Annotated in this window: 16 protein-coding genes and 1 pseudogene; 7 read left to right on the top strand and 10 right to left on the bottom strand. The window is 70.6% G+C overall.

Annotated elements, in window-relative coordinates; translation table 11 throughout:
- Position 1 precedes the first annotated feature (1 nt).
- Positions 2-985 carry a TauD/TfdA family dioxygenase gene (locus tag AQJ27_RS40155; protein ID WP_079065604.1) on the top strand — a complete coding sequence of 328 codons (984 nt, stop codon included), beginning with the start codon at positions 2-4 and terminating at the stop codon, positions 983-985.
- A 34-nt stretch (positions 986-1,019) separates the two neighbouring features.
- Here AQJ27_RS40155 and AQJ27_RS40160 read toward each other — a convergent pair whose 3' ends face one another.
- The 3 genes from AQJ27_RS40160 to AQJ27_RS40170 form a co-directional block, all read right to left on the bottom strand.
- Complete coding sequence (locus AQJ27_RS40160) at positions 1,020-2,048, bottom strand: NAD(P)-dependent oxidoreductase (protein WP_067380320.1); 1,029 nt, start codon at positions 2,046-2,048, stop codon at positions 1,020-1,022.
- Between the two features lie 91 nt (positions 2,049-2,139).
- Positions 2,140-3,069 (bottom strand): hypothetical protein, encoded by a 930-nt coding sequence (locus tag AQJ27_RS40165; protein ID WP_067380323.1) that lies wholly within the window; start codon positions 3,067-3,069, stop codon positions 2,140-2,142.
- Positions 3,070-3,082: 13 nt separating this feature from the next.
- Positions 3,083-4,039, bottom strand: a complete 957-nt coding sequence (locus AQJ27_RS40170; protein ID WP_067380326.1) for an FAD-dependent oxidoreductase — start codon at positions 4,037-4,039, stop codon at positions 3,083-3,085.
- A gap of 153 nt (positions 4,040-4,192) precedes the next feature.
- Between AQJ27_RS40170 and AQJ27_RS40175 the strand changes: the two genes are divergently transcribed.
- Together AQJ27_RS40175 and AQJ27_RS40180 are read left to right on the top strand one after the other, a co-directional pair.
- Positions 4,193-6,610 carry an ATP-binding protein gene (locus AQJ27_RS40175; protein WP_079065605.1) on the top strand — a complete coding sequence of 806 codons (2,418 nt, stop codon included), beginning with the start codon at positions 4,193-4,195 and terminating at the stop codon, positions 6,608-6,610.
- A gap of 209 nt (positions 6,611-6,819) precedes the next feature.
- On the top strand, positions 6,820-7,158 hold the full coding sequence (locus AQJ27_RS40180; protein WP_067380328.1) for a hypothetical protein: 339 nt from the start codon (positions 6,820-6,822) through the stop codon (positions 7,156-7,158).
- A 98-nt stretch (positions 7,159-7,256) separates the two neighbouring features.
- Here the strand turns inward: AQJ27_RS40180 and AQJ27_RS40185 are convergent, their stop codons facing one another.
- The 6 genes from AQJ27_RS40185 to AQJ27_RS40210 form a co-directional block, all read right to left on the bottom strand.
- On the bottom strand, positions 7,257-7,727 hold the full coding sequence (locus tag AQJ27_RS40185; RefSeq protein WP_067380331.1) for a GNAT family N-acetyltransferase: 471 nt from the start codon (positions 7,725-7,727) through the stop codon (positions 7,257-7,259).
- A gap of 107 nt (positions 7,728-7,834) precedes the next feature.
- Positions 7,835-8,683, bottom strand: coding sequence for a DUF6879 family protein (locus AQJ27_RS40190; protein WP_067380334.1), 849 nt, complete (start codon positions 8,681-8,683; stop codon positions 7,835-7,837).
- A gap of 157 nt (positions 8,684-8,840) precedes the next feature.
- Entirely contained in the window at positions 8,841-9,818 is a 978-nt protein-coding gene (locus AQJ27_RS40195) for an SCO2521 family protein (protein WP_067380337.1), read from the bottom strand.
- Between the two features lies 1 nt (position 9,819).
- Positions 9,820-10,791 carry an SCO2522 family protein gene (locus AQJ27_RS40200; protein WP_067380340.1) on the bottom strand — a complete coding sequence of 324 codons (972 nt, stop codon included), beginning with the start codon at positions 10,789-10,791 and terminating at the stop codon, positions 9,820-9,822.
- Positions 10,788-11,705 carry an SCO2523 family variant P-loop protein gene (locus AQJ27_RS40205; RefSeq protein WP_067380343.1) on the bottom strand — a complete coding sequence of 306 codons (918 nt, stop codon included), beginning with the start codon at positions 11,703-11,705 and terminating at the stop codon, positions 10,788-10,790. The genes AQJ27_RS40200 and AQJ27_RS40205 overlap by 4 nt, the downstream gene beginning before the upstream one ends.
- Before the next feature lie 3 nt (positions 11,706-11,708).
- Positions 11,709-13,547 (bottom strand): SCO2524 family protein, encoded by a 1,839-nt coding sequence (locus AQJ27_RS40210; RefSeq protein ID WP_067380347.1) that lies wholly within the window; start codon positions 13,545-13,547, stop codon positions 11,709-11,711.
- A gap of 750 nt (positions 13,548-14,297) precedes the next feature.
- Between AQJ27_RS40210 and AQJ27_RS40215 the strand changes: the two genes are divergently transcribed.
- Together AQJ27_RS40215 and AQJ27_RS40220 are read left to right on the top strand one after the other, a co-directional pair.
- On the top strand, positions 14,298-14,492 hold the full coding sequence (locus tag AQJ27_RS40215) for a hypothetical protein (RefSeq protein WP_067380350.1): 195 nt from the start codon (positions 14,298-14,300) through the stop codon (positions 14,490-14,492).
- A 299-nt stretch (positions 14,493-14,791) separates the two neighbouring features.
- Complete coding sequence (locus AQJ27_RS40220; protein WP_067380353.1) at positions 14,792-15,460, top strand: Type 1 glutamine amidotransferase-like domain-containing protein; 669 nt, start codon at positions 14,792-14,794, stop codon at positions 15,458-15,460.
- Between the two features lie 20 nt (positions 15,461-15,480).
- Here the strand turns inward: AQJ27_RS40220 and AQJ27_RS40225 are convergent.
- Positions 15,481-15,869, bottom strand: a pseudogene (locus AQJ27_RS40225) (transposase); the annotation flags it as partial.
- Positions 15,870-16,343: 474 nt separating this feature from the next.
- Here AQJ27_RS40225 and AQJ27_RS40230 point away from each other — a divergent pair.
- Together AQJ27_RS40230 and AQJ27_RS53190 are read left to right on the top strand one after the other, a co-directional pair.
- Complete coding sequence (locus tag AQJ27_RS40230) at positions 16,344-16,877, top strand: DUF4232 domain-containing protein (RefSeq protein ID WP_067380359.1); 534 nt, start codon at positions 16,344-16,346, stop codon at positions 16,875-16,877.
- A gap of 94 nt (positions 16,878-16,971) precedes the next feature.
- Positions 16,972-17,733, top strand: a complete 762-nt coding sequence (locus AQJ27_RS53190) for a hypothetical protein (RefSeq protein ID WP_096240452.1) — start codon at positions 16,972-16,974, stop codon at positions 17,731-17,733.
- Positions 17,734-17,760: the final 27 nt, after the last annotated feature.

Below are 17,760 nucleotides of genomic sequence, written 5' to 3' on the forward strand. Positions count from 1 at the left end.
CATGGGTACAGGGCGTTCCGTACACATGTCGTGCGGGGAATGGCGCGACGGACTCGACGACCTGCTCGTGGCGTTGCCCGCGGTGCCGCGTCACGATGTCACGGCGTTCGCCCGTGCCGCAGCCAAGATGGCCGCCGAGCTGCCAGGCCCGCTTCTGGAGCGCCTGAAGGCGCTGAGAACGGGGCAGGACGGCCACGGCTATCTTCACGTGACGGATCTTCCCTGCGCCCCCGGCGCGCTGCCGAGTACGCCTGACAGCAGGCCCGCCCCGCTCGAGCGCCCGCTGCTCGCCATGGAAGGCTGGCTGTTGGCGATATGCACAGCAATGGGCGTGCCCACCGCTTACCGCGAGCTGCACTCAGGCAGTCTGATTCAGGACATCTACCCGTCGCCGAACGCCCATCCGCTGTCGGCACAGAGCTCGACCACTGCGCTGACCCTGCACTCGGAAATGCTCTACCACCGGTGGCGGCCGGACTTCCTGCTGCTCGCGTGCTCACGCGCGGACCACGACGGCGCTGCCGGGACGACCGTGGCGGCAGCCCGGGCCGCGCTGCCGCTGCTCGGGGCCGCCGAGCGGGAGATCCTGCGCGAGCACCGTATGACATGCGGCACGGACCTGGCCTTCCGCCACACGGACGGATCGAGCCCGCAGGCGCACGTGCTGGTCGTCGACGGCGTTCCCGCTGATCCTCGGCTCGCCTTCGACCGCGAACTGCTCGAGCCCGGCGACCCATCGGCCCGTCGAGCCCTGCAGGCGCTGTCCGAGGCGCTGGACGAGGTCACCGACACGGTGCGAATGCGCCCCGGTGACCTGCTGATCCTGGACAACACTCGCGTCGTGCACGGCCGCACGGCGTTCACGCCGCGCTGGGACGGCCACGACCGGTGGCTGCACAGGACGTACGCCAGGTCTCTGCCACGGGGTCCCGCCGGCGCGGAGGCCGCCTTCCCCTACCAGACCAAGCCGTTCGCGCCCCGCTGAGTCCGGCAGCCCCGCCCGCCTCGGCTCCCCGGCATCATCCGCCGCCGCGGCGCTGCACGGCTGTCCGCCGTTCGCGGAAGTCGGGGTTGGTGACGTCGGGAGAGCCGGTCCCTGACAGCACGTCGCACACTGCGCGGGCGGCGCGCAGGCCGGCGCGCAGCCCCGCGTCCCGGGTCAGGAAGCCCATCTGGGGGACGGACAGGAAGCGTTCCGGGCCGAGCGCCGTGAGCGCGGCCCAGGCGTCGCCGGATCCGTGGCCGTCCACCGCGGCCCGGAGGTTTTTGTGCTCGACGGCCCAGGCGAGCGCCACAGGATCGACGAGATCGTGATGGCCCGTGTTCACCAGCAGAGCGCCGTCCTTGCAGAGCGTCAGCTCCCGTGCGCCGAGCAACGGCGGTTCGTCCGCGGTGAGCCCCGGGCGGTGCAGGCTGATCACGTCGGACCGGGAGAGGAGGCCGTCGAGGTCGGTGTACGCGATACCCGTGGCGGCCTCGAGCGCCTGGTTGCGCCGCGGGGACGTGTACAGCACGCTCATGCCCAGTCCCTGGGCGATCGTGGCGACGCGTGCCCCGATCCTGCCTGCTCCGACCACTCCCAGGGTACGACCGCCCAGCTCGCGGCCCTCGGGAGGCGACACCGCGGAGACCGGGTCGGCCGGGGAACGCGGGGTTCTCACAATGGCGTCGGTGAACGGGCGGGCCAGGGTGAGCGCGAGCAGGACGGTGAACTCCGCGACCGAGGCCGCGTTCTCGCCCGGTGTGTTCGCGAGAGCTATCCCCAAGTCGTACGCCGTGCGCCAGCCGGGCAGGTAGCTCTGGAAGTCGGTGCCGACGAACGCTACGGCTTCCAGGGCCGCGGCTCGTTCGAAATGGGCGGCCTCCGGCTCCTCGTATCCGCCGATCAGGTACCCGGAGACGCCATCGAGTGCCGCATGCAGGTCGTCGGCACCCACGTGGTCGTCGGTGACCTCCCGCAGCGCAAATCCACGGTCGGCGATCAGGCGGCGAGCCTCTGGTGGCACCACGGCCGTTCCGGTCACCAGGACGATGAGCTGCTCATTCATGTGCCCTCCTGTGGCATGCGGCCCCTGGCCGCCGACATCGCCTCGGCCCGGAGCGAGGCGAACCGCTGACGGTCGAGGACGTCTCGCACCCTCACCGCAGATCGAAGACGATGAGGGACAGCGGCCCGCGCCAGGTGAACTGTCCGCAGACGATGACCCGTGCGTCGTGTACCCGTCCTGGCAGCGCCGCGGCGATCTGTTCCAGGGCCTCCTGCGTCGCGTCGTGTCCGTCGTCGTCGGGCTCGTGCTCGATGACCACCGTCGCACGCCGCATCATCGCGGCCGCCTGACGCAGCATGGCCGCGGTGGTTGCGGCGAAGCCCGAATCCCGCGGGGCCGCCTCCCGCCCGTGGTCGGCCTCGGCGGCGGCGAGAACATCGCGAGCCGATGCGGTCAGCCGCGGCGGGGCGCCCAGCAGCGGCGACCGCCGTCCGAACTGCGGCGAGGTGTACAGCACGGCGCCTTCCTTCGGAACCGGCAGGTCGCGCCAGCCGGCCGGGGCCGTTGCGTCCGCGCACACCAGCCGGCCGGTGGCAGCGGGGGGCCGGTGGCGCGCGAGATCGCCGGTGACCTCCTCGTACCCGAGCGGAGTACCGCGCGAGGCCCGTAGTGCCAGCACGACGGCCAGGCAGGACGCGACGGTCACCTCGTCGGCGCTGCCGCACGCGGGGAGCATCGCCAGCACCGACAGCAGGCCCTTGACGTCGTGGATCGGCGGCAGTCGCCGCAGCATCCGCGCATGGCGGACGGTGGCCCGGCTCTTCGCCAGGCTGACGCAGGCGAGGACAGGGTCGATCTCGATCCCGAAGAACGGCAGGTTCATCAGCCGGGCCGCCGCCGCCGAACTGCCCCCGCCGGCGAAGGGATCGACGACGGCGCCACACGACGGGCCCACGAGGTCGGTGACGACCGCCATCGTCGTGCGGACGTTGGAGGCGCTCGCCGTCTGGAACCAGCGGTCCACAGGTTCTCGCGGGTCCGGGTGGTAGCGCTCGGCATCCAGCGGCAGGGACACGGTCACGGCATTCCTCTCCTCAACCGATCAGGGACTGAACCTGCCGCGCGCAACCCCACGACAGCGTGACGCCCGAGCCTCCGTGCCCGTAGTTGTGCACCACGGGAGCGCCGTGGTGGGTGCCGCGTTCCAGCCGTACGCGCGGCCGCACCGGCCGCAGTCCGACCCGGAGTTCCCTGACCCGGGCACGGCCGAGTGCGGGCAGGACGGCGGCACAGCGCGCCACGATCCGCTCGGCGGCCTCCGGGTCCGGCCGCAGGTCGCCTCTGCCGTGCCTGACCATCCCGCCCAGGACGACGTGGTCGGGGTGTGCGATCCAGTAGGTGGGGTCCTCACTCTCGGGGAAGTCGGAGAAGAATCCCTCGATCCCGGGATTCTCCGTGATCACCAACTGGCCCCAGCTCGGTACCACTTCCCGGTCGCCCACCAGATCCCTGGCCCCCAGTCCGGTGCAGTTGACCACCACCGGAGCGATGTCCAGCGCCTGGTCCAGGTCGCGCAGCGGGCCGTCCAGCAGCCGGACGACGGCCCCGGACGCGACCAGACGGCCCATCAAGTAGTCGAGGTAGACGGGCATGTCGAAGACCGGCGCCCGGTAGGTCCACCCCCAGCCGAACCCGGACGGCAGTTCGGACGGGCCGCAGGTGGCGAATCCGCTCACCGAACGCAGCCAGGCGGGAGACTCCGCCGGCTCGTGCGAGGCCTCGATCCCCTGGACGATGCGGACGCCGGACCGCGGATCGGCGGCGATCGCCGTCAGGTCCGGCAGGCTGTGCAGGCTCCAGTCCAGCACCCGGGGATCGTCGAAGACGTACGGCCCCCACAGGGCCCCGGCCACCGCCGACGTCGTACGCTGGGGCACGCGGTCGGAGACGACGGTGACCGCCCGTCCCGCCTCCGACAGCACCAGTGCGGTGGTCAGCCCCGCCACCCCGTACCCGACAACGACGACCTCAGGATCCGCTGAGACAGCCACCGCTCCAGATTAGGGACTCGCCCGGATCGCGGCCAGATCGACGGCCCGTCAAATGCTGTGCATACGACCGCTGCTGGGCGCTTCAACTGGTTGACTGGGAGGAGGACGCCGCATGGGCGGTGGTCAGCTGCTTGCGACCGGGAGGCCGTGCCGATGGGAGGCACCGAAGGGCGGGACGAACGCAGTCCCGACCGGTCCGGGGCGACACGCTCCGAGTTGTCCGGGAGCGCCTGGGACGTGGTCCAGGCGCGCGACGTCACCGGCGGGATCCACTTCCACCACGCGGACCCCGCGCTGGGGCCGAGCCCACGGCAACTCCCCGCAGACGTGAGGGGATTCGTCGGCAGGCAGACGGCGCTCGACAGCCTCGACGACATCCTGGCCCGCGGCGCCGAGGGATCGCAGACCGTCGTGATCTCGACGATCGCCGGCACCGCCGGCGTCGGCAAGACCTCCCTCGCGACGCACTGGGCGCACCGGGTCAAGGACCGATTCCCCGACGGCCAGCTCCACGTCAATCTCCGGGGCTACGACGCGGGACCGCCCGTCACCGCCGATCAGGCGCTTGAGCGCTTCCTGCGCGCGCTGGGGGTCGCTCCCGGAGCGATCCCCGACGACCCCGAGGACAAGGCTGCGCTCTACCGGTCCCTGCTGGCCAGGCGGCGCATGCTCATCGTGCTAGACAACGCCGCGGCCGTACGCCAAGTGCGCCTGCTGCTGCCCGGGACCGCTTCCTGCATGGTGCTGGTGACCAGTCGTGACCGGCTGTCCGGGCTGGTGGCCCGCGACGGCGCGCACCGGCTGGACCTCGACGTCCTCGCCGAGGACGAGGCCGTACGGTTGTTACGGGACAGCACCCGGGGGCACCGCGGCCCCGACCCCGAGCCGGAACTGATCCAGCTCGCCCGTCTGTGCGCGCGTCTTCCCCTGGCGCTGCGCATCGCGGCCGAGCGGGCGGCGGCCAGGCCGCACATGCCGCTCAGCGAACTGATCAGCGATCTGCAGGACGAGTCCTCCCTCTGGATAGCGCTGTCGGCGGACGAGGAAGACGACGGCGACGCGGTGCACACCGTGTTCGCCTGGTCCTACCGGGCCCTGGGCGGCGAGGCCGCCCGCATGTTCCGGCTGCTGGGCCTGCACCCCGGGCCGGACTTCTCGGTGCATGCCGCGGCGGCCCTGGCAGGCGTCTCCACCGTCACCGCGCGGCGGCTGCTCGACTCCCTGGCCGGTACGCATCTGATCTCCGCGTCCGCCTACGACCGCTTCCAATTCCACGACCTACTCAGGGCCTTCGCCTTCGAGCAGGCGGTGAACGACGAGACGCCGGAAGGCCGCGAAGCCGCGGCGCGGCGGCTGTGCGAGTGGTACCTGGAGGCGATGGCGGCGGCTGCCGAGGTGCACGACGCGCAGTACGCCGACGACTGGCATGTGCATCCTGCGCGGGCCGACCTGCCCGGGCTTCCGGACGTCTCGGACTACGAACGGGCCATGGCCTGGTTCACCGTGGAGACCGACAACCTGGTGGCGGTCAGCAGGACGGCGGCCGAGGCCGGCCTCCATGAGGTGGCGTGGAAGCTGCCGGCCCTGTTGCGTACGCCCTTCCTGGACCGGCATCCCGTGCAGGGCTGGCTGCCGATGGCCGACCAGGCGCTGCTGGCCGCCCGGCGGTCCGAGGACCTGCTCGGCCAGGCCGTCACTCTCCTCGGCATGAGCATCGCGCACCGGCAGGCGCACCGTGTCGCGGAGGCCGTCGAGCACAGCCGCGCCGCGCTGGCCGCCGCCCGTCAGGCCGACGACGCGTGGCAGACGATCGCCGCGCTGGTCATGCTGGGGCACGCGCTGCGGCTGGGGCGCCGGCTCGACGAAGCCCTGCAGTCGTACGAGGAAGCGCTGGACATCGCCCGACGGCTGCGGCTGCGTCTGTGGATCGTATGGGGACTCATCGGGCGGGCCGAGGCGCTGCTCGACACAGGTGCCCACAGCGAGGCCCGCGAGTGCGTGGCGGCCACGCTCCGGGAGCTGCACGAGGGCGAGAGCCCCGGAGCCCGCTCGGAATGCCTGTGGGTCGAGGCGACGATCGACCGGGAAACGGGCCTCCTGGCCGACGCGGACCGGCACATCGGCCAGGCCCTGCACATGGCGTACGAGACCCGCAACGTCATCTACCAAGGCCAGTGCGAGACCGAACTCGGGCGGATCTGCCTCGCGGCAGGCCGGGCCGAGGACGGACTGGCCGCGCTTCAGCGAGCCGCGTCGATCGGCCGGCTCCTGGGTGACCAGGCGATGGAGGGGACGGCGCTTGACATGACCGGGCTGGCCTACCAGGCGTTGGACCGGCCGCAGGAAGCCGTGCAGTTCCACCGTCTCGCCGTGACGGAGTTCCGGGACCTCGGCGACGACTGGCGGGTCGCAGGCGCGCTGGAGAACCTGGCGGCTGCCCTGGACCGGACCGGCGATCCGTCCACTGCCGCGTCGCACCGGCGTGAGGCGGTCGGCATACTGCAGGGCTACACCGACGCCCGGGCGAGGGCATTGTGCTCCGCTGTGACGGCCCGGCTGCCTGCCGGGTGACGGAAGGCGCGGGCTAAAGCGATAGGAAATCTGCCAGCGTCCAAGGATGATGTCGTCGGCTCGGAGATCTGGAACTCCTCCGTGACCTCGGTCGGACTGAGGAAGCGAGGGCAGGCGGAGTGCGCCAGCGACAGGGCGTCAGAGGGAGCCGTTTCGGTGAGAGCATCGCCGCGGAGTCAAAGATCAGTTCGAGAGGGAGAGCCGGGTCGATGAGGTCACAGCCGGACGATGTCGTCGCGGTCCAGTTGCTCGCCATCCTCAATGATGCTGATGCGCCCGAGGGGGACCAGCTCGACGCCGCCATGGACCTGGAGGACCACTCGGGAGCCTGGTTCGAACAGGAGATCTTCAAGATCCTTCGGCGGGAGCAGTTCGCGAGCGTCCTGGCCCAGCACTGCGCGGAGTCACTCGCCGGCATCTGGGCCCGCGAGGGCAGGATCGACCGGGACTTCTTCCCCGAGCTCCGCAGGACGGCCCTGGACGAGGTGCTTGGCATCCTCGGAGCCCGCGCGCCGCACCTGATCCCGGCAGGAACCGGGGAAGACTGAAGGTCCTTCCTGCAGCAGCCCGGCAGCCACCAGGGTCTGCTCGAACTGGCCTGCAGCCTCATCTACCTTCGCCGCCTGCGTACCTCATTCTGAAACGATCAGTAAGGGGTCCGGCGGGGTACCTCACGGACCAGCACCAGGCGGTCCTGGCCCGGCCCGAGGTAGTCGCGGCGCCGCTCCGCGAGGCAGAAGCCCGCCGCCTGGTACAGCCGCAGAGCGGGGTGGTTGTCCGGCGCCACGCTCAGCCAGACCGCGCCGAGTTCCCTGTCGTCCGCGAGGCCCAGCACGGCGTCGAGCAGGCGGCGCCCGTGCCCCTGCTGCCGGTGGGCGCGATCGACCGCGAGCGCGAGGAGCCACGACCGGCCGTTGCCGTCGCCGGCCAGGAGCACGTAGCCGTACAGCCCCAGCCCCCCGGCGCCGGCGGTGACCAGCATGTGGTGGCCATGGACATCGAACAGCTGGCGCAGTGCGAAGTACGGATAGCTGAGACCGGGAAACGCGCGCGCCTCCAGGGCCGCGATAGCCGCCAGGTCCCCCTCGACCGCAGGTCGCACCTGTCCGTGCTGCATGTCCCTCAGTGTGCACCGGGCCTGGCGCCGGGCCGCCGTCCTTCACAGCCAGGGGGCCGGACGAAGTCTTCGCGCTGCGGGCAGGGCGGCCGGCGCCGCTGCCGGCGCTACTGGCCGGCCTCCCAGAGCGTCCTGAACTGCTGGACCCGATGGGCGACCCGGTGGGAGCGCAGGTCGATGACCGTCCTGGCGGCGACTCCGCGCAGGTCGGAGCCGATCTCGTAGGAGAGCGCCTCGTCGAAGACGATGAAGTCGTCGATCCCGGTGATCCGGGCGATGGGCGACAGTCCGGAGAGCGCCAGCACCCGCACCTCGATGCCGATGCTCTGCTGGTCCTCGCAGAGCCGACTCAGCTCGAGGGTGTCGTGCTCCGGTTCCTCGATGATGAACAGCCTCCGGATCCGCACACCACGTTCGATCGCGTCGCGCTGCGCGCACAGAAACCGAGCGCCGAGTTCGCTGCCCCAGAGGTCCCGGTCGGCCCAGGTGCTGGTGGCGTCGATGGTCAAGGCGGCGCAGCCGGTGAGCGCCATGATCCAGTCGTGGTCCGCTCCCTCCCGGTCGACGACCTCCAGGCCGAGGTTCTCCATCAGCGCGGTGAGCCGCATGACCTCCACACGGACGAAGTCCTGCACGATCGCCGGGGCGGCCGTCCCGGCGGTCGTCGCACTGCGGACCAGCCGCGTCACCTCGTCCCGCGGCAACGCCGAACGATCGACCAGCTCGAAGAGCTCGGTGACCTCGTTGACGCGGGCAAGGCCGTCGGCGACCAGCTCCTTCATCTCGGAGTCGTGCGTGGCGAGCGTCTCCTCGACCGAGGCGAGCCGGCTCGCGAAGCCGGTCATGAGCGGGACGATCAGCGCCGCGCCGCCCACAAGGATCGAGACGGTCAGCTTCCAGACTTCGGGCTGTTCGGTGAGGCTGGTGAGCAGATAGCCGCCTCCTCCGACCAACACGGCGTTCAGCGTCCTGAGCAGAATCGGCGGGCGGTGCGCAGCGGAAAGTGCAGCGGCACCAGGCGTGTTCGACGGTCCAGCCATGTGTCGTGATCTCCTCCGGAGGGATGGTGCACGTCCGCACCCGAAAGCAGGGCCCGAGCCCGTCGGCGGGCGGTCAGGGCTGCAGGTGGGCGGCGGTCTGCAGGGCCAGTTGGTCCCTGATCCTTTGCACCAGGATCTGCCACTGCCTGGTGAATCCGGGTTCGCGCTCCAACGCCTCCCACAGCGGGCGGAGGGGCTGGTCCACGCGCGCTGCCGGCATCCACAGGTGCATCAGGTGGTCGACGGCGGGGCGCAGCGCCGTCAGCGCGTCCCGCCCGTCGGTCGAACCGAGCCGACTGCGCTCGACCATCCTGACGAGGGTCGTGAGCAGCCAGTCGTGCAGGGCGAGGTCATGGCAGAGCCCCGCGGCGGCGGCCGCAGGAATGCCCGCCGGCAGCCGTAGCTCCGCCATCCGCAGTCCGTCCCCGGCGAGGGTGAACCGCTCAAGGGAGGGACCCTCGCCGTCAGCGGCCCGTAGCGCCACCCAACGCAGCCGGGTGACCTGGGACTTGAAAGGCGGTTGATTGTCGAGTGCCCGGTCCCGCAGCACCCGGGTGAGCGTACGGTCGGCGATCGCTCCCAGGTCGAGGTCACCGGGGCGACGGCCGGCGCCGAGACAGCCGTCGGCGACGTCCCGCTCGGGAAGCGTGCCGAACGGCTCGACGACGCCGGGGCGGGCCAGGTAGTGGCCCCAGCGGCGGCGCCGGCCCGGGCCGTCGGCGGTGACCGTGCAGTGGGCGCCGGCCTGGAGCAGGCGGCCCTCGGTGAGCGTGGCGCGGGCGGTGACGGTGCCGACGGCGCGGACCTTGGCACCGGAGGCGGAGGGCAGATGGCAGTCCACGCCGGTCGGCACGTCGGGCGACCGGACGTACAGGTTGGGTCGCTCGGAGAGCCGGACCCGCTCGTCTGCCCGCAGCCGCAACAGGTCGGCGGCGCCGCGCCCGGTCAGTGCCTGGCCGTGCTGCAGCAGGCAGGTGTGCACCTCGCCGAAGACCAGTACCGGCTCCGGGCTCTGCTCGGTGCGCTCACCGGTGTTGGCGGGCCCGGCCATGTCAGGGCCCCTCGTGGAAGACGTAGGAGATGCGGTCGGGGATCTCCTCGGGTACCGCAAGGCCCTCGCCGAGGGCGCGCTCGGAGACTTGGGCGAGAGCGTGCGGCTCGACGTCCACCTGGTCGAGGACGACCCGCACCGCATGTTCGACCGGCAGGAAGCGGGACGGCAGGACGGAGCAGGTGCGGTAGGCGGAGAAGGGCGCAGCGGAGGGGTTGAGCCGGATCACGGGCGGCAGCGCGTCCCAGTCGTCCGGGAAGTCCTCGCCGGCCGTCCACGGCACGGGCTGGAGAACGGGTTCGCCGAAGTGCCGCAGCAGGCCGAGCCTGGCCAGCTGCCAGACGGCGGCCAGGAACGAGCACGACCAGACGCGCCGGCCGCCGGGCGCGTCCCAGAGCTCGGCGTCGAGGAAGACCGAGTGCCGCCGGGCGGTGGTCTCGGCCGGCGGCTGCCAGTCGGCGGCGTCGGCCATCGCCGCCACGGTCCGCGTGCCCGGGGTGCGGCGGCCGTTGGAGAGCCAGCCGGTCTGGCCGACCGGAGGCCGGGAACCGTCACTGCCAGGGGGCGGCGACTCGACGAGGCGTGCCCCGACCCCTTCGGCGACGGGGACGCCGTCCGCGACGGCGCAGCCGGACTCGCGGGCCAGGTAGTCGATGACGAGGCCGGCCCGTTCGGCCTCGGCGAGCAGAACGGGAAGGAGCGCGGCCGGGGTGGCGGAGGGGGTGCAGTATTCGTCCACCAGGAAGCAGGTGCTCACCCGGGGCCCGCGCCCGCCGGCGGCGGCGACCGTGCGCGCCGTGTCGGCCCAGGGCCGGACCCGGGCGAAGTGCTCGCGCAGCCGTTCCGGACCGGCCTCGAAGTCCTCCATGGAGAGGTGGCCGAGTTCCAGTGACACATGGGCGAGTGGCACCGCCTGGGTGCGCGGCTCGGCGGTCGTCTCCCGGAAGACGGCGCCGGATCCGGTTTCGGTCACGGTATCCCCCAGGCGTCGTCGTCGGTGAGCTTCCCGGCCAGGTCCTGGAACGCCTTCAGCGTCTCCGGTCCGGCGACCCGGCTGGAGAACACGTCCTCGTCGGTGATGAGCTGTTCGCGCCACTGCAGCACGGGTTCGAGCGGTACGGAGCCGAGCATCGCGCTGTAGCCGACGCCGCGGTCGGCGGCGAGCCGGTGGAGGCCCTGGTCGCACGTGCGCATCCACGCGGACTGGGCGGGCGGCGCCAAGGACCACGGCGGTGTCTCGGGGTCGAGCACGGCGGCCCGTACGAAGCGCATGCTGCCGCGCAGTTCCTCGACGTCGTGACCGCGGGCGACGCCGCCGCTGAGGATGCCGCGTGGGCCGAAGGCGAACCCGGAGGCGGCGATCACATGCTGCCGGGTCCAGCGGTGATGGATCAGCCACCGGGCGCCGACGCCGTGCAGCTCGGGCCGCGCGGTGACCTCGAGCGCCAGGTCGACGGCATAGCTGCGGCCGGCACTGAGGTCGACCAGCACCACGTCGAACTCGCTGTGGAGCCGCAAGAAGAGGTCGATGCCGCGGATCACGGAGTCGTTGCCGACGGCGAACTCGCCGCCGCTGCGGTCGCCGGGGAAGAGCACGAGATTGCCGGAGCCGGCAGGCCGGTGGCGCAGTACTGGGTGCTCGGTGCGCGCCCAGACGTCGAGCCGGACCGGCTCGTGCGCCTGCCCTTGGAGGTAGGAGTGGAGGCCGCCCTGGACGATGCCACCCATGACGCTCGGTACGTCGAAGACCGCCGCGGCAGTGGGCGAGCCGAAGTCGAAGTCCAGGTAGCAGACGTCGTCCCCGGCCAGGGCACGGTGGAAGGCGATGTTGGCGCTGGTGACCGAGCGGCCGGTGCCGCCCTTGTCCGAAGCGGCGAAGACGAGCACCGTTCACTCTCCCCGGGAGGCGGCGCGCCTGCCCCGCGCCAGGCTGTCGAGCTCGGCCAGGGCTCCCAGGACGAGTGCCATCGCGGTGCCGGGCTGCTGGTCGAGGACCTCCCGTGCCCGGGCAAGTCCGGCCTCGACGGACTTGAGCGCGCGGCTGCGGGAGCTGTCCTGGGCCGAGGCGGGTTCGAGGAATTCCCCGCCGAACAGGTGGGTCGCCTCGCTGAGCAGCGAGGAGGCACTGCGGACCAGTTCGCTGCTGCGGAGCGGCGCCTGGTTGTAGAGCCAGTGGCCGGCCACCATGCATTCGACGACGCGTTCGGTGAAGCTCCAGGACGGCGGCCGCTCCATGGCCGGCGCGCTCGGGTAGACGGCCTGGACGTCGTCCCACAGGCCGGCGCCCTTGCCATAGCGGATCCGCCGCTCCCACACGTGGGCGAAGACGCGCTCGGTGAGCCTCAGCAGCCGGTCGTGCGAGGACACGTTCCGTGACAGCGCGCAGAGTTGGATGCTCCGCTTGAGCAACTGGGCGGGGAAATCGGCCACCGTCCACTGCATCGGGGGGCCGGTGTCGCCGCTGCCCTGGAGCGCCAGTCGCACACCCGGGGCATGCAGGACGATCGCCGTGTCCTCTTCCGTCATCCGGCTGCTGATCCGGCTGTGCTCGGCGAGCCGTTCCATCACCGCGACGGTACGGGTGAGGTCCTCGTCGGTGGCGCGGCGGCGGACCAGGTCGTGGACCAGGATGGAGGCGGCCGACAACGAGAAGTACGCGGACTCCATGCTCTGCCCGGTCGTGCGCCAGCGGATGTCCTCCAGCGGCCAGACGTCGCCGAACCGGGCGATGCCGGACCAGTACTGCTGAGTGATCTCCCACCGCAGGCGTAACGCCTCGGCGAGCCGTTGCTGCTCAGGGGTCAGCAGGCCGAGGGTGAGGGTGCGTTCGGAGGACAGGTCCTGGATGCCGTCGAGGGCGACGACGGTGAAGTAGAGGTACGGGACAGGCCAGGCGACGCCGGCGGGCTGCCGGCCGATGGGCTCCCTGGTCTCGACCGGCGGAGAGTCCTTCACCAGGGTCCAGGCCCACCCGCACTCGAAGAGCTGGTTCTGGTCCGTGAGGCGGTCGGCGATGTCGACGCCGAGCACGAGGCGCTCGTTGACGGTGGCGCGCAGTGCTTTGAAACGTTGCTGGAATCGCTCCACCACGACGCGCCGGGAGATCTGCCCCTGACCGAGGATGTCGCACAGGGTGCGGCCCTGCGGATCGTCGGGATCGAAGACGTTGACGGTGAAGGAGCGCAGCAGGCTCACCATGGCGGCGGTGAGCCGGGTCTCGGTGGCGGCCCTGAGCTTCTCGATGAGGGCGTGCACCTCGGCGCGCCGGGTTCTGCCCCTGTAGACCTTGAGAAAGCCGAGGGTGGCCAGGCACAGAGTGATCGACATCGAGAACGAGTCGACGACGCCCAGCCGGCGCTGTTCCTCGGTGAGTTCCTCGCCGGGGTCGCATGCGTCGAAGTAATGACCGCCCGCGAAGCTGGGCCCCTCGTCCTCGGCGGTATAGGTGTCCATGAACTCGGCGAGGATGCGCACCAGCTTCACCGGGATCTCCGTCGGGCCGCCGACATCCTTCAGCGCGGTCTGCACGTCGTGTTGCAGGGTGTCCGGGTCGTCCAACCGGAATGCGGGGATCTCCGTGGCCGGATACATCAGGCACAACAGCCGCTCGGCGTCGGCGACACTGCTGAGGCCTCCCTCTTCACCCCAGTCCCATTCACCGCTCTCAAACGAATGGCGTGACACCGCCTGCCATATATCAAGCAGGTGTTGGCGTGGCTTGATCTGCATCCCCCACCCCTCGCTCGGGTGTCCCGCGCTCCGGTCCAGAGCATATCCACTCCTGTACTTCCGATGGGCCTCGTAACAGTCGCCACCTGTCCGAATATTCGCACCGGCGGATTCTCCGTCGCATTCCCCAATCAGGTGGCGCCGCCTCGTCGGCAGGCGGTGATCTTTTCCCTGCGGCCTCGAGGTGTGCCAACTCAACGGCTCCGTCACGCAATCGGGATGCCGTTGGCGATCTCCATTCGTTTCGGTGAAGCCATGTCATGGTTGGCCGGTGGATCGGTGCGGTGTGCTGCGCTGGTTCGGGCGGGGTGGTCCGAGCGGTCGGAGGGGTGGCCGCGATGTCGATGGGTTCAGGTTCGGGCGGAGGATTCCGCCGTTGACGGTGCGGATGGCGCGGGCGAGTATTCCGCGGGGCACGGCGGCCATGTGGGTGCGTGACCGGTTGGGCGAACTGTTCACCGATGAGCACTTCGCCGACTGGTATCCGGTTGATGGGCGGCGGGGTTGTCGCCGGCTCGGCTACTGGCCGGGCGGCAACTCTGCGACCACACGCGCGACCATAACCAGAAGTGGCCGGAACGGACTCACCACCAGACGTGCAGGTGTTCCAGGCATGTGGCTCATGACCGCAGGAAAGCTCTGCACCCCTATGCCTACCGATCCAGAGCCGGGCGCCCGGCCCGCGAATCGCACAGTGCCGGCTTCGGCCGTTCCGGTCGCCGTGAGAGACCGGAGCAACCGTGACCACCCCTGGCGGTGCTCCTGGCGGTCATCATCATCCCGCGGCTTCGGCGCCGCACTCAGGCGCGGAAACGATCCGACGAGCAGCTGACCGTGCTCATCGTGCTGGTCTTCGGCGTGCTGGTCGCCCCCACCGCCTTCGGGCAGGGGATCCTCAACGTGGTCGGACAACTCGCAGACGGAATTACCCAGTCAGGCCACTGAGAATGAGTGAAGGACAAGCCCCTCCGCTCTCCGCCACCATGCCTGCCTCGCACAGGGACGGCCCCTGTGTGCGTCCGATGCGGCAGCGCACGTACTCGCATCACCCGTGGTGGTGAGGACGAAGCCGAGGGGACTGCTACCGATGCAGCGCTCCGTATCCAGGGCAGCGACGGACGCGGTCAGTTGACCGTCTGGGGCACCGCAGGCTGATTGCCTGTTCCTGATGCGGCCCATGCCATGACGGCGGTGGTGATCCTGGGTTCGTTGCGCGCGCCTGTCAGCCGTGGTTGGCTCGCCCGATGGAGCTTCTGTTGACGGCGAGTGGCCTGCGCAACGAGACACTGCGGGATGCGCTGCGGGACATGCTGGGAAAGCCGTTCGGGTCGGCGAACGTCGTGTACGTTCCCACGGCGTCCGTTGCCGAGCCCGGGGACCACGGGTGGTTCGTCGCGGACATGAACCGGCTGCACGGCCTCGGCTGGCGGGAGTTCGACGTCCTGGAACTGAACGGCCTGCCCCGGCAGATGGTGCTCGACCGGCTGCTCCACGCCGACGTCATCTATGTCGAGGGCGGCAGTCACTACCACCTTGCGCGCAGCATCACCGGCAACGACCTGGCCAACGGCTTCCTGGAGGCGCTGGAGAGCCGGGTCTATGTGGGAGTGAGCGCCGGATCAATGATCTTCAGCCGGAATCTCACCGAGCACTCCGCTGACGTCATCGGGGACGCGACGGACCTCCACGTGCTCGGCGCGACGACAGTGGAGCCGCCGTTCGGCCTCTTCGACTGGTATCTCAAGCCCCACCTGTACTCACCGGATTTCCCCGAGCGGGACGACGCCTGGGCTGATCGCATCGCTGCGCGGGCGGACTTCCCGATCTACTTCATCGACGACGAGACGGCCATTCGAGTCAGGGACGACAAGCTGGATGTCATTTCTGAGGGCCGGTGGCGGTTCCACCCGTGACTCGACGCGTGGTGGGGAACCCCGGGCGGGGCGGTGCGGCCTTTGCGGCGGGTGAGCCGTCTGGTCATCACGGTGATGGCGGCCCAGGTGATGAGGGATTCGCTCATTTCGGGGAGCCGTTCGTGGTCGCGGCAGTGGCGGCGCGCATGATCCACGACCAGGATCGCTCGACTGCCCAGCGCCGCGGGAGTACGACCAAGCCCTTGGCGTCGGGCGGGCGCCGTACCGTCTTGATGGTGATGTCGAGGTATTTCTTCGCCCAGGTCACCAGTTTCCCGCCGTAGGCGGAGCCGGCCCGGACGATGGAGATCTCGGGATGTGTGAGGGCGAGCCGGAACAGCAGTTCCTTCGCGGGGATGCTGTCGTGGACGCCGGCGGTGGTGACCAGCACCATCAGCACCAGGCCGCGGACAGGCCGCCCGACCGGGGACGCAAGGAAGCCCAGCGGGTCCCGTGCCGACTGCGTACTGCCCCAGGCCCGCAGCGACTGACACCGGAGGCGCCCCCGGACCACACCCCACAGCAGGAAGAAGCGGCTGACACCCCGCCCGGCGACACGGTGGTCCGGACGGCGAGCTGACCCCGCAGGAATGCAGCCGCACGAACACCAAGGAGTTCCTCAACCTGTACGTGGGTCAACCGACCCCGGAACACACAGACCTGTGGCCGGGCTTCGAGGCGGGCGCCCGGATGGTGACGTACACCCGGAAGAACGAGGGGACGGGGGAGTGCCTGGAGAGGCTGCACGAGATCGCGCGAGGGAGCTGATCATCTCGCCGGTCGGTGTGGAACCTCGGCGCGCATGCCCGCATCTAGTTGTCAGGTGAGGCAGGAGCGGCGGCACTCGGCCCCGCGGGAGTTGCATCGCGCAGGGGGAGATCTCATGTCACGGCGGACAGCGGCGGTCTGCACGGCCGGCCTGGTGATGCTGCTGGGTGCCGCCGCCTGCGGTCAGAGCGACAGCGCCCCGGGAACCCGGATCGCCGCATGCCAAACGCCCCAGCTGAGCTGGAAGATGACCCTTCTCCCGGGCAAGCCGCACAACACGCCGACGGCGACGCTCAGCGCCGCGCACAAGGGATCGAAGCCCTGCGCCTTCGACGGCTACCCGGAGCTCAGTGTGTACGTCGGCAAGGGGCCGTCGGCCGACTCCAAGCCGAAGAAGTCCACGCCGGTCCACCTGGTGCTGAAGCCGGGCCACAGCATCGCGATCCCCGTCTTCTACGACGCGATCGGCTCTGCGTCCGGGTCCTGTGAGGTCATGGCCGAATACAACCCCCGCGTCGACGTACGGCCCCCGCACCCCGCGGCGCACGACTACGGCTCCCGCGTGCAACTGACCGATGCGAAGGGGCACCACCGGCGGGCACAGGTGTGTGACCTCGACATGCTGCTGGGGGCACCCCAACTGCACTGACACAAGCCTCTGCGAGTGCTGCACCCTGGCCGACACCCTCGGCCGACTTCTCGACGACGGCACCGGCCGTGTCGCCCCTCCACTGCACCCACTGGTGACCGCCCTGCTGGAGACGGACCGGCCCAAGAGCCGCCTGATCTGGCTCCGCAACCCCAACGTCGTCCGACTACTACGCGGCCTGGCCGCCGGCACCATCCCGCTCACCCACGAGGGGCTGCACCAGGAAGCACCCTGGCGAACCGTCCACCACCTACGCGACCTGCTCATGGACAGCGGCGTCCTCCCACGCGTCGACCGTCAAATCCTGCTCTATCAGCGCTGGCTGACCGAACGGCTTGCCACCATCGAGGACCCCGAGCACCACCGGCTTCTCCGGCACTTCGCCACCTGGCACCAGATGCGCCGCCTGCGGGCTGCGGCGGAGAAGGGGCCGCTGGGACGCTCCCAGACCCACCAGGCCAAGCAGGAGACCATCCAGGCCGGCGCTTTCCTTACCTGGCTCGTCGGCCGAGGCCGCACCGTCGAGCACTGCCGGCAGGCCGACCTCGACGCCTGGCACACCGAGAAGCCGGCCACCCGGCGCCCGGCCCAGACGTTCCTGCGCTGGTGCATGAGGACCGGCCGGATGCCCCGCCTCACCCTTCCACCCCAGGTCATCGCCCAGGACCAGGCACCGCTGCACCAGCACCGCCGACTCGCCATGCTCCGGCGGACCCTCAACGACGACTCCCTGCCGCTGCGGAGCCGGGTCGTTGCCGCGTTCGTTCTCCTCTATGCCCAGCCCGTCGGCCGCATCGTTCGCCTCACCATCGACGACGTCACCGACGATGGCACTACCATCACCGTCAGCCTGTGACATCCACCGTCTCCGCTTCCGGAGCCC

The sequence above is a fragment of the Streptomyces olivochromogenes genome (assembly GCF_001514115.1).
GTDB lineage: Bacteria > Actinomycetota > Actinomycetes > Streptomycetales > Streptomycetaceae > Streptomyces > Streptomyces olivochromogenes.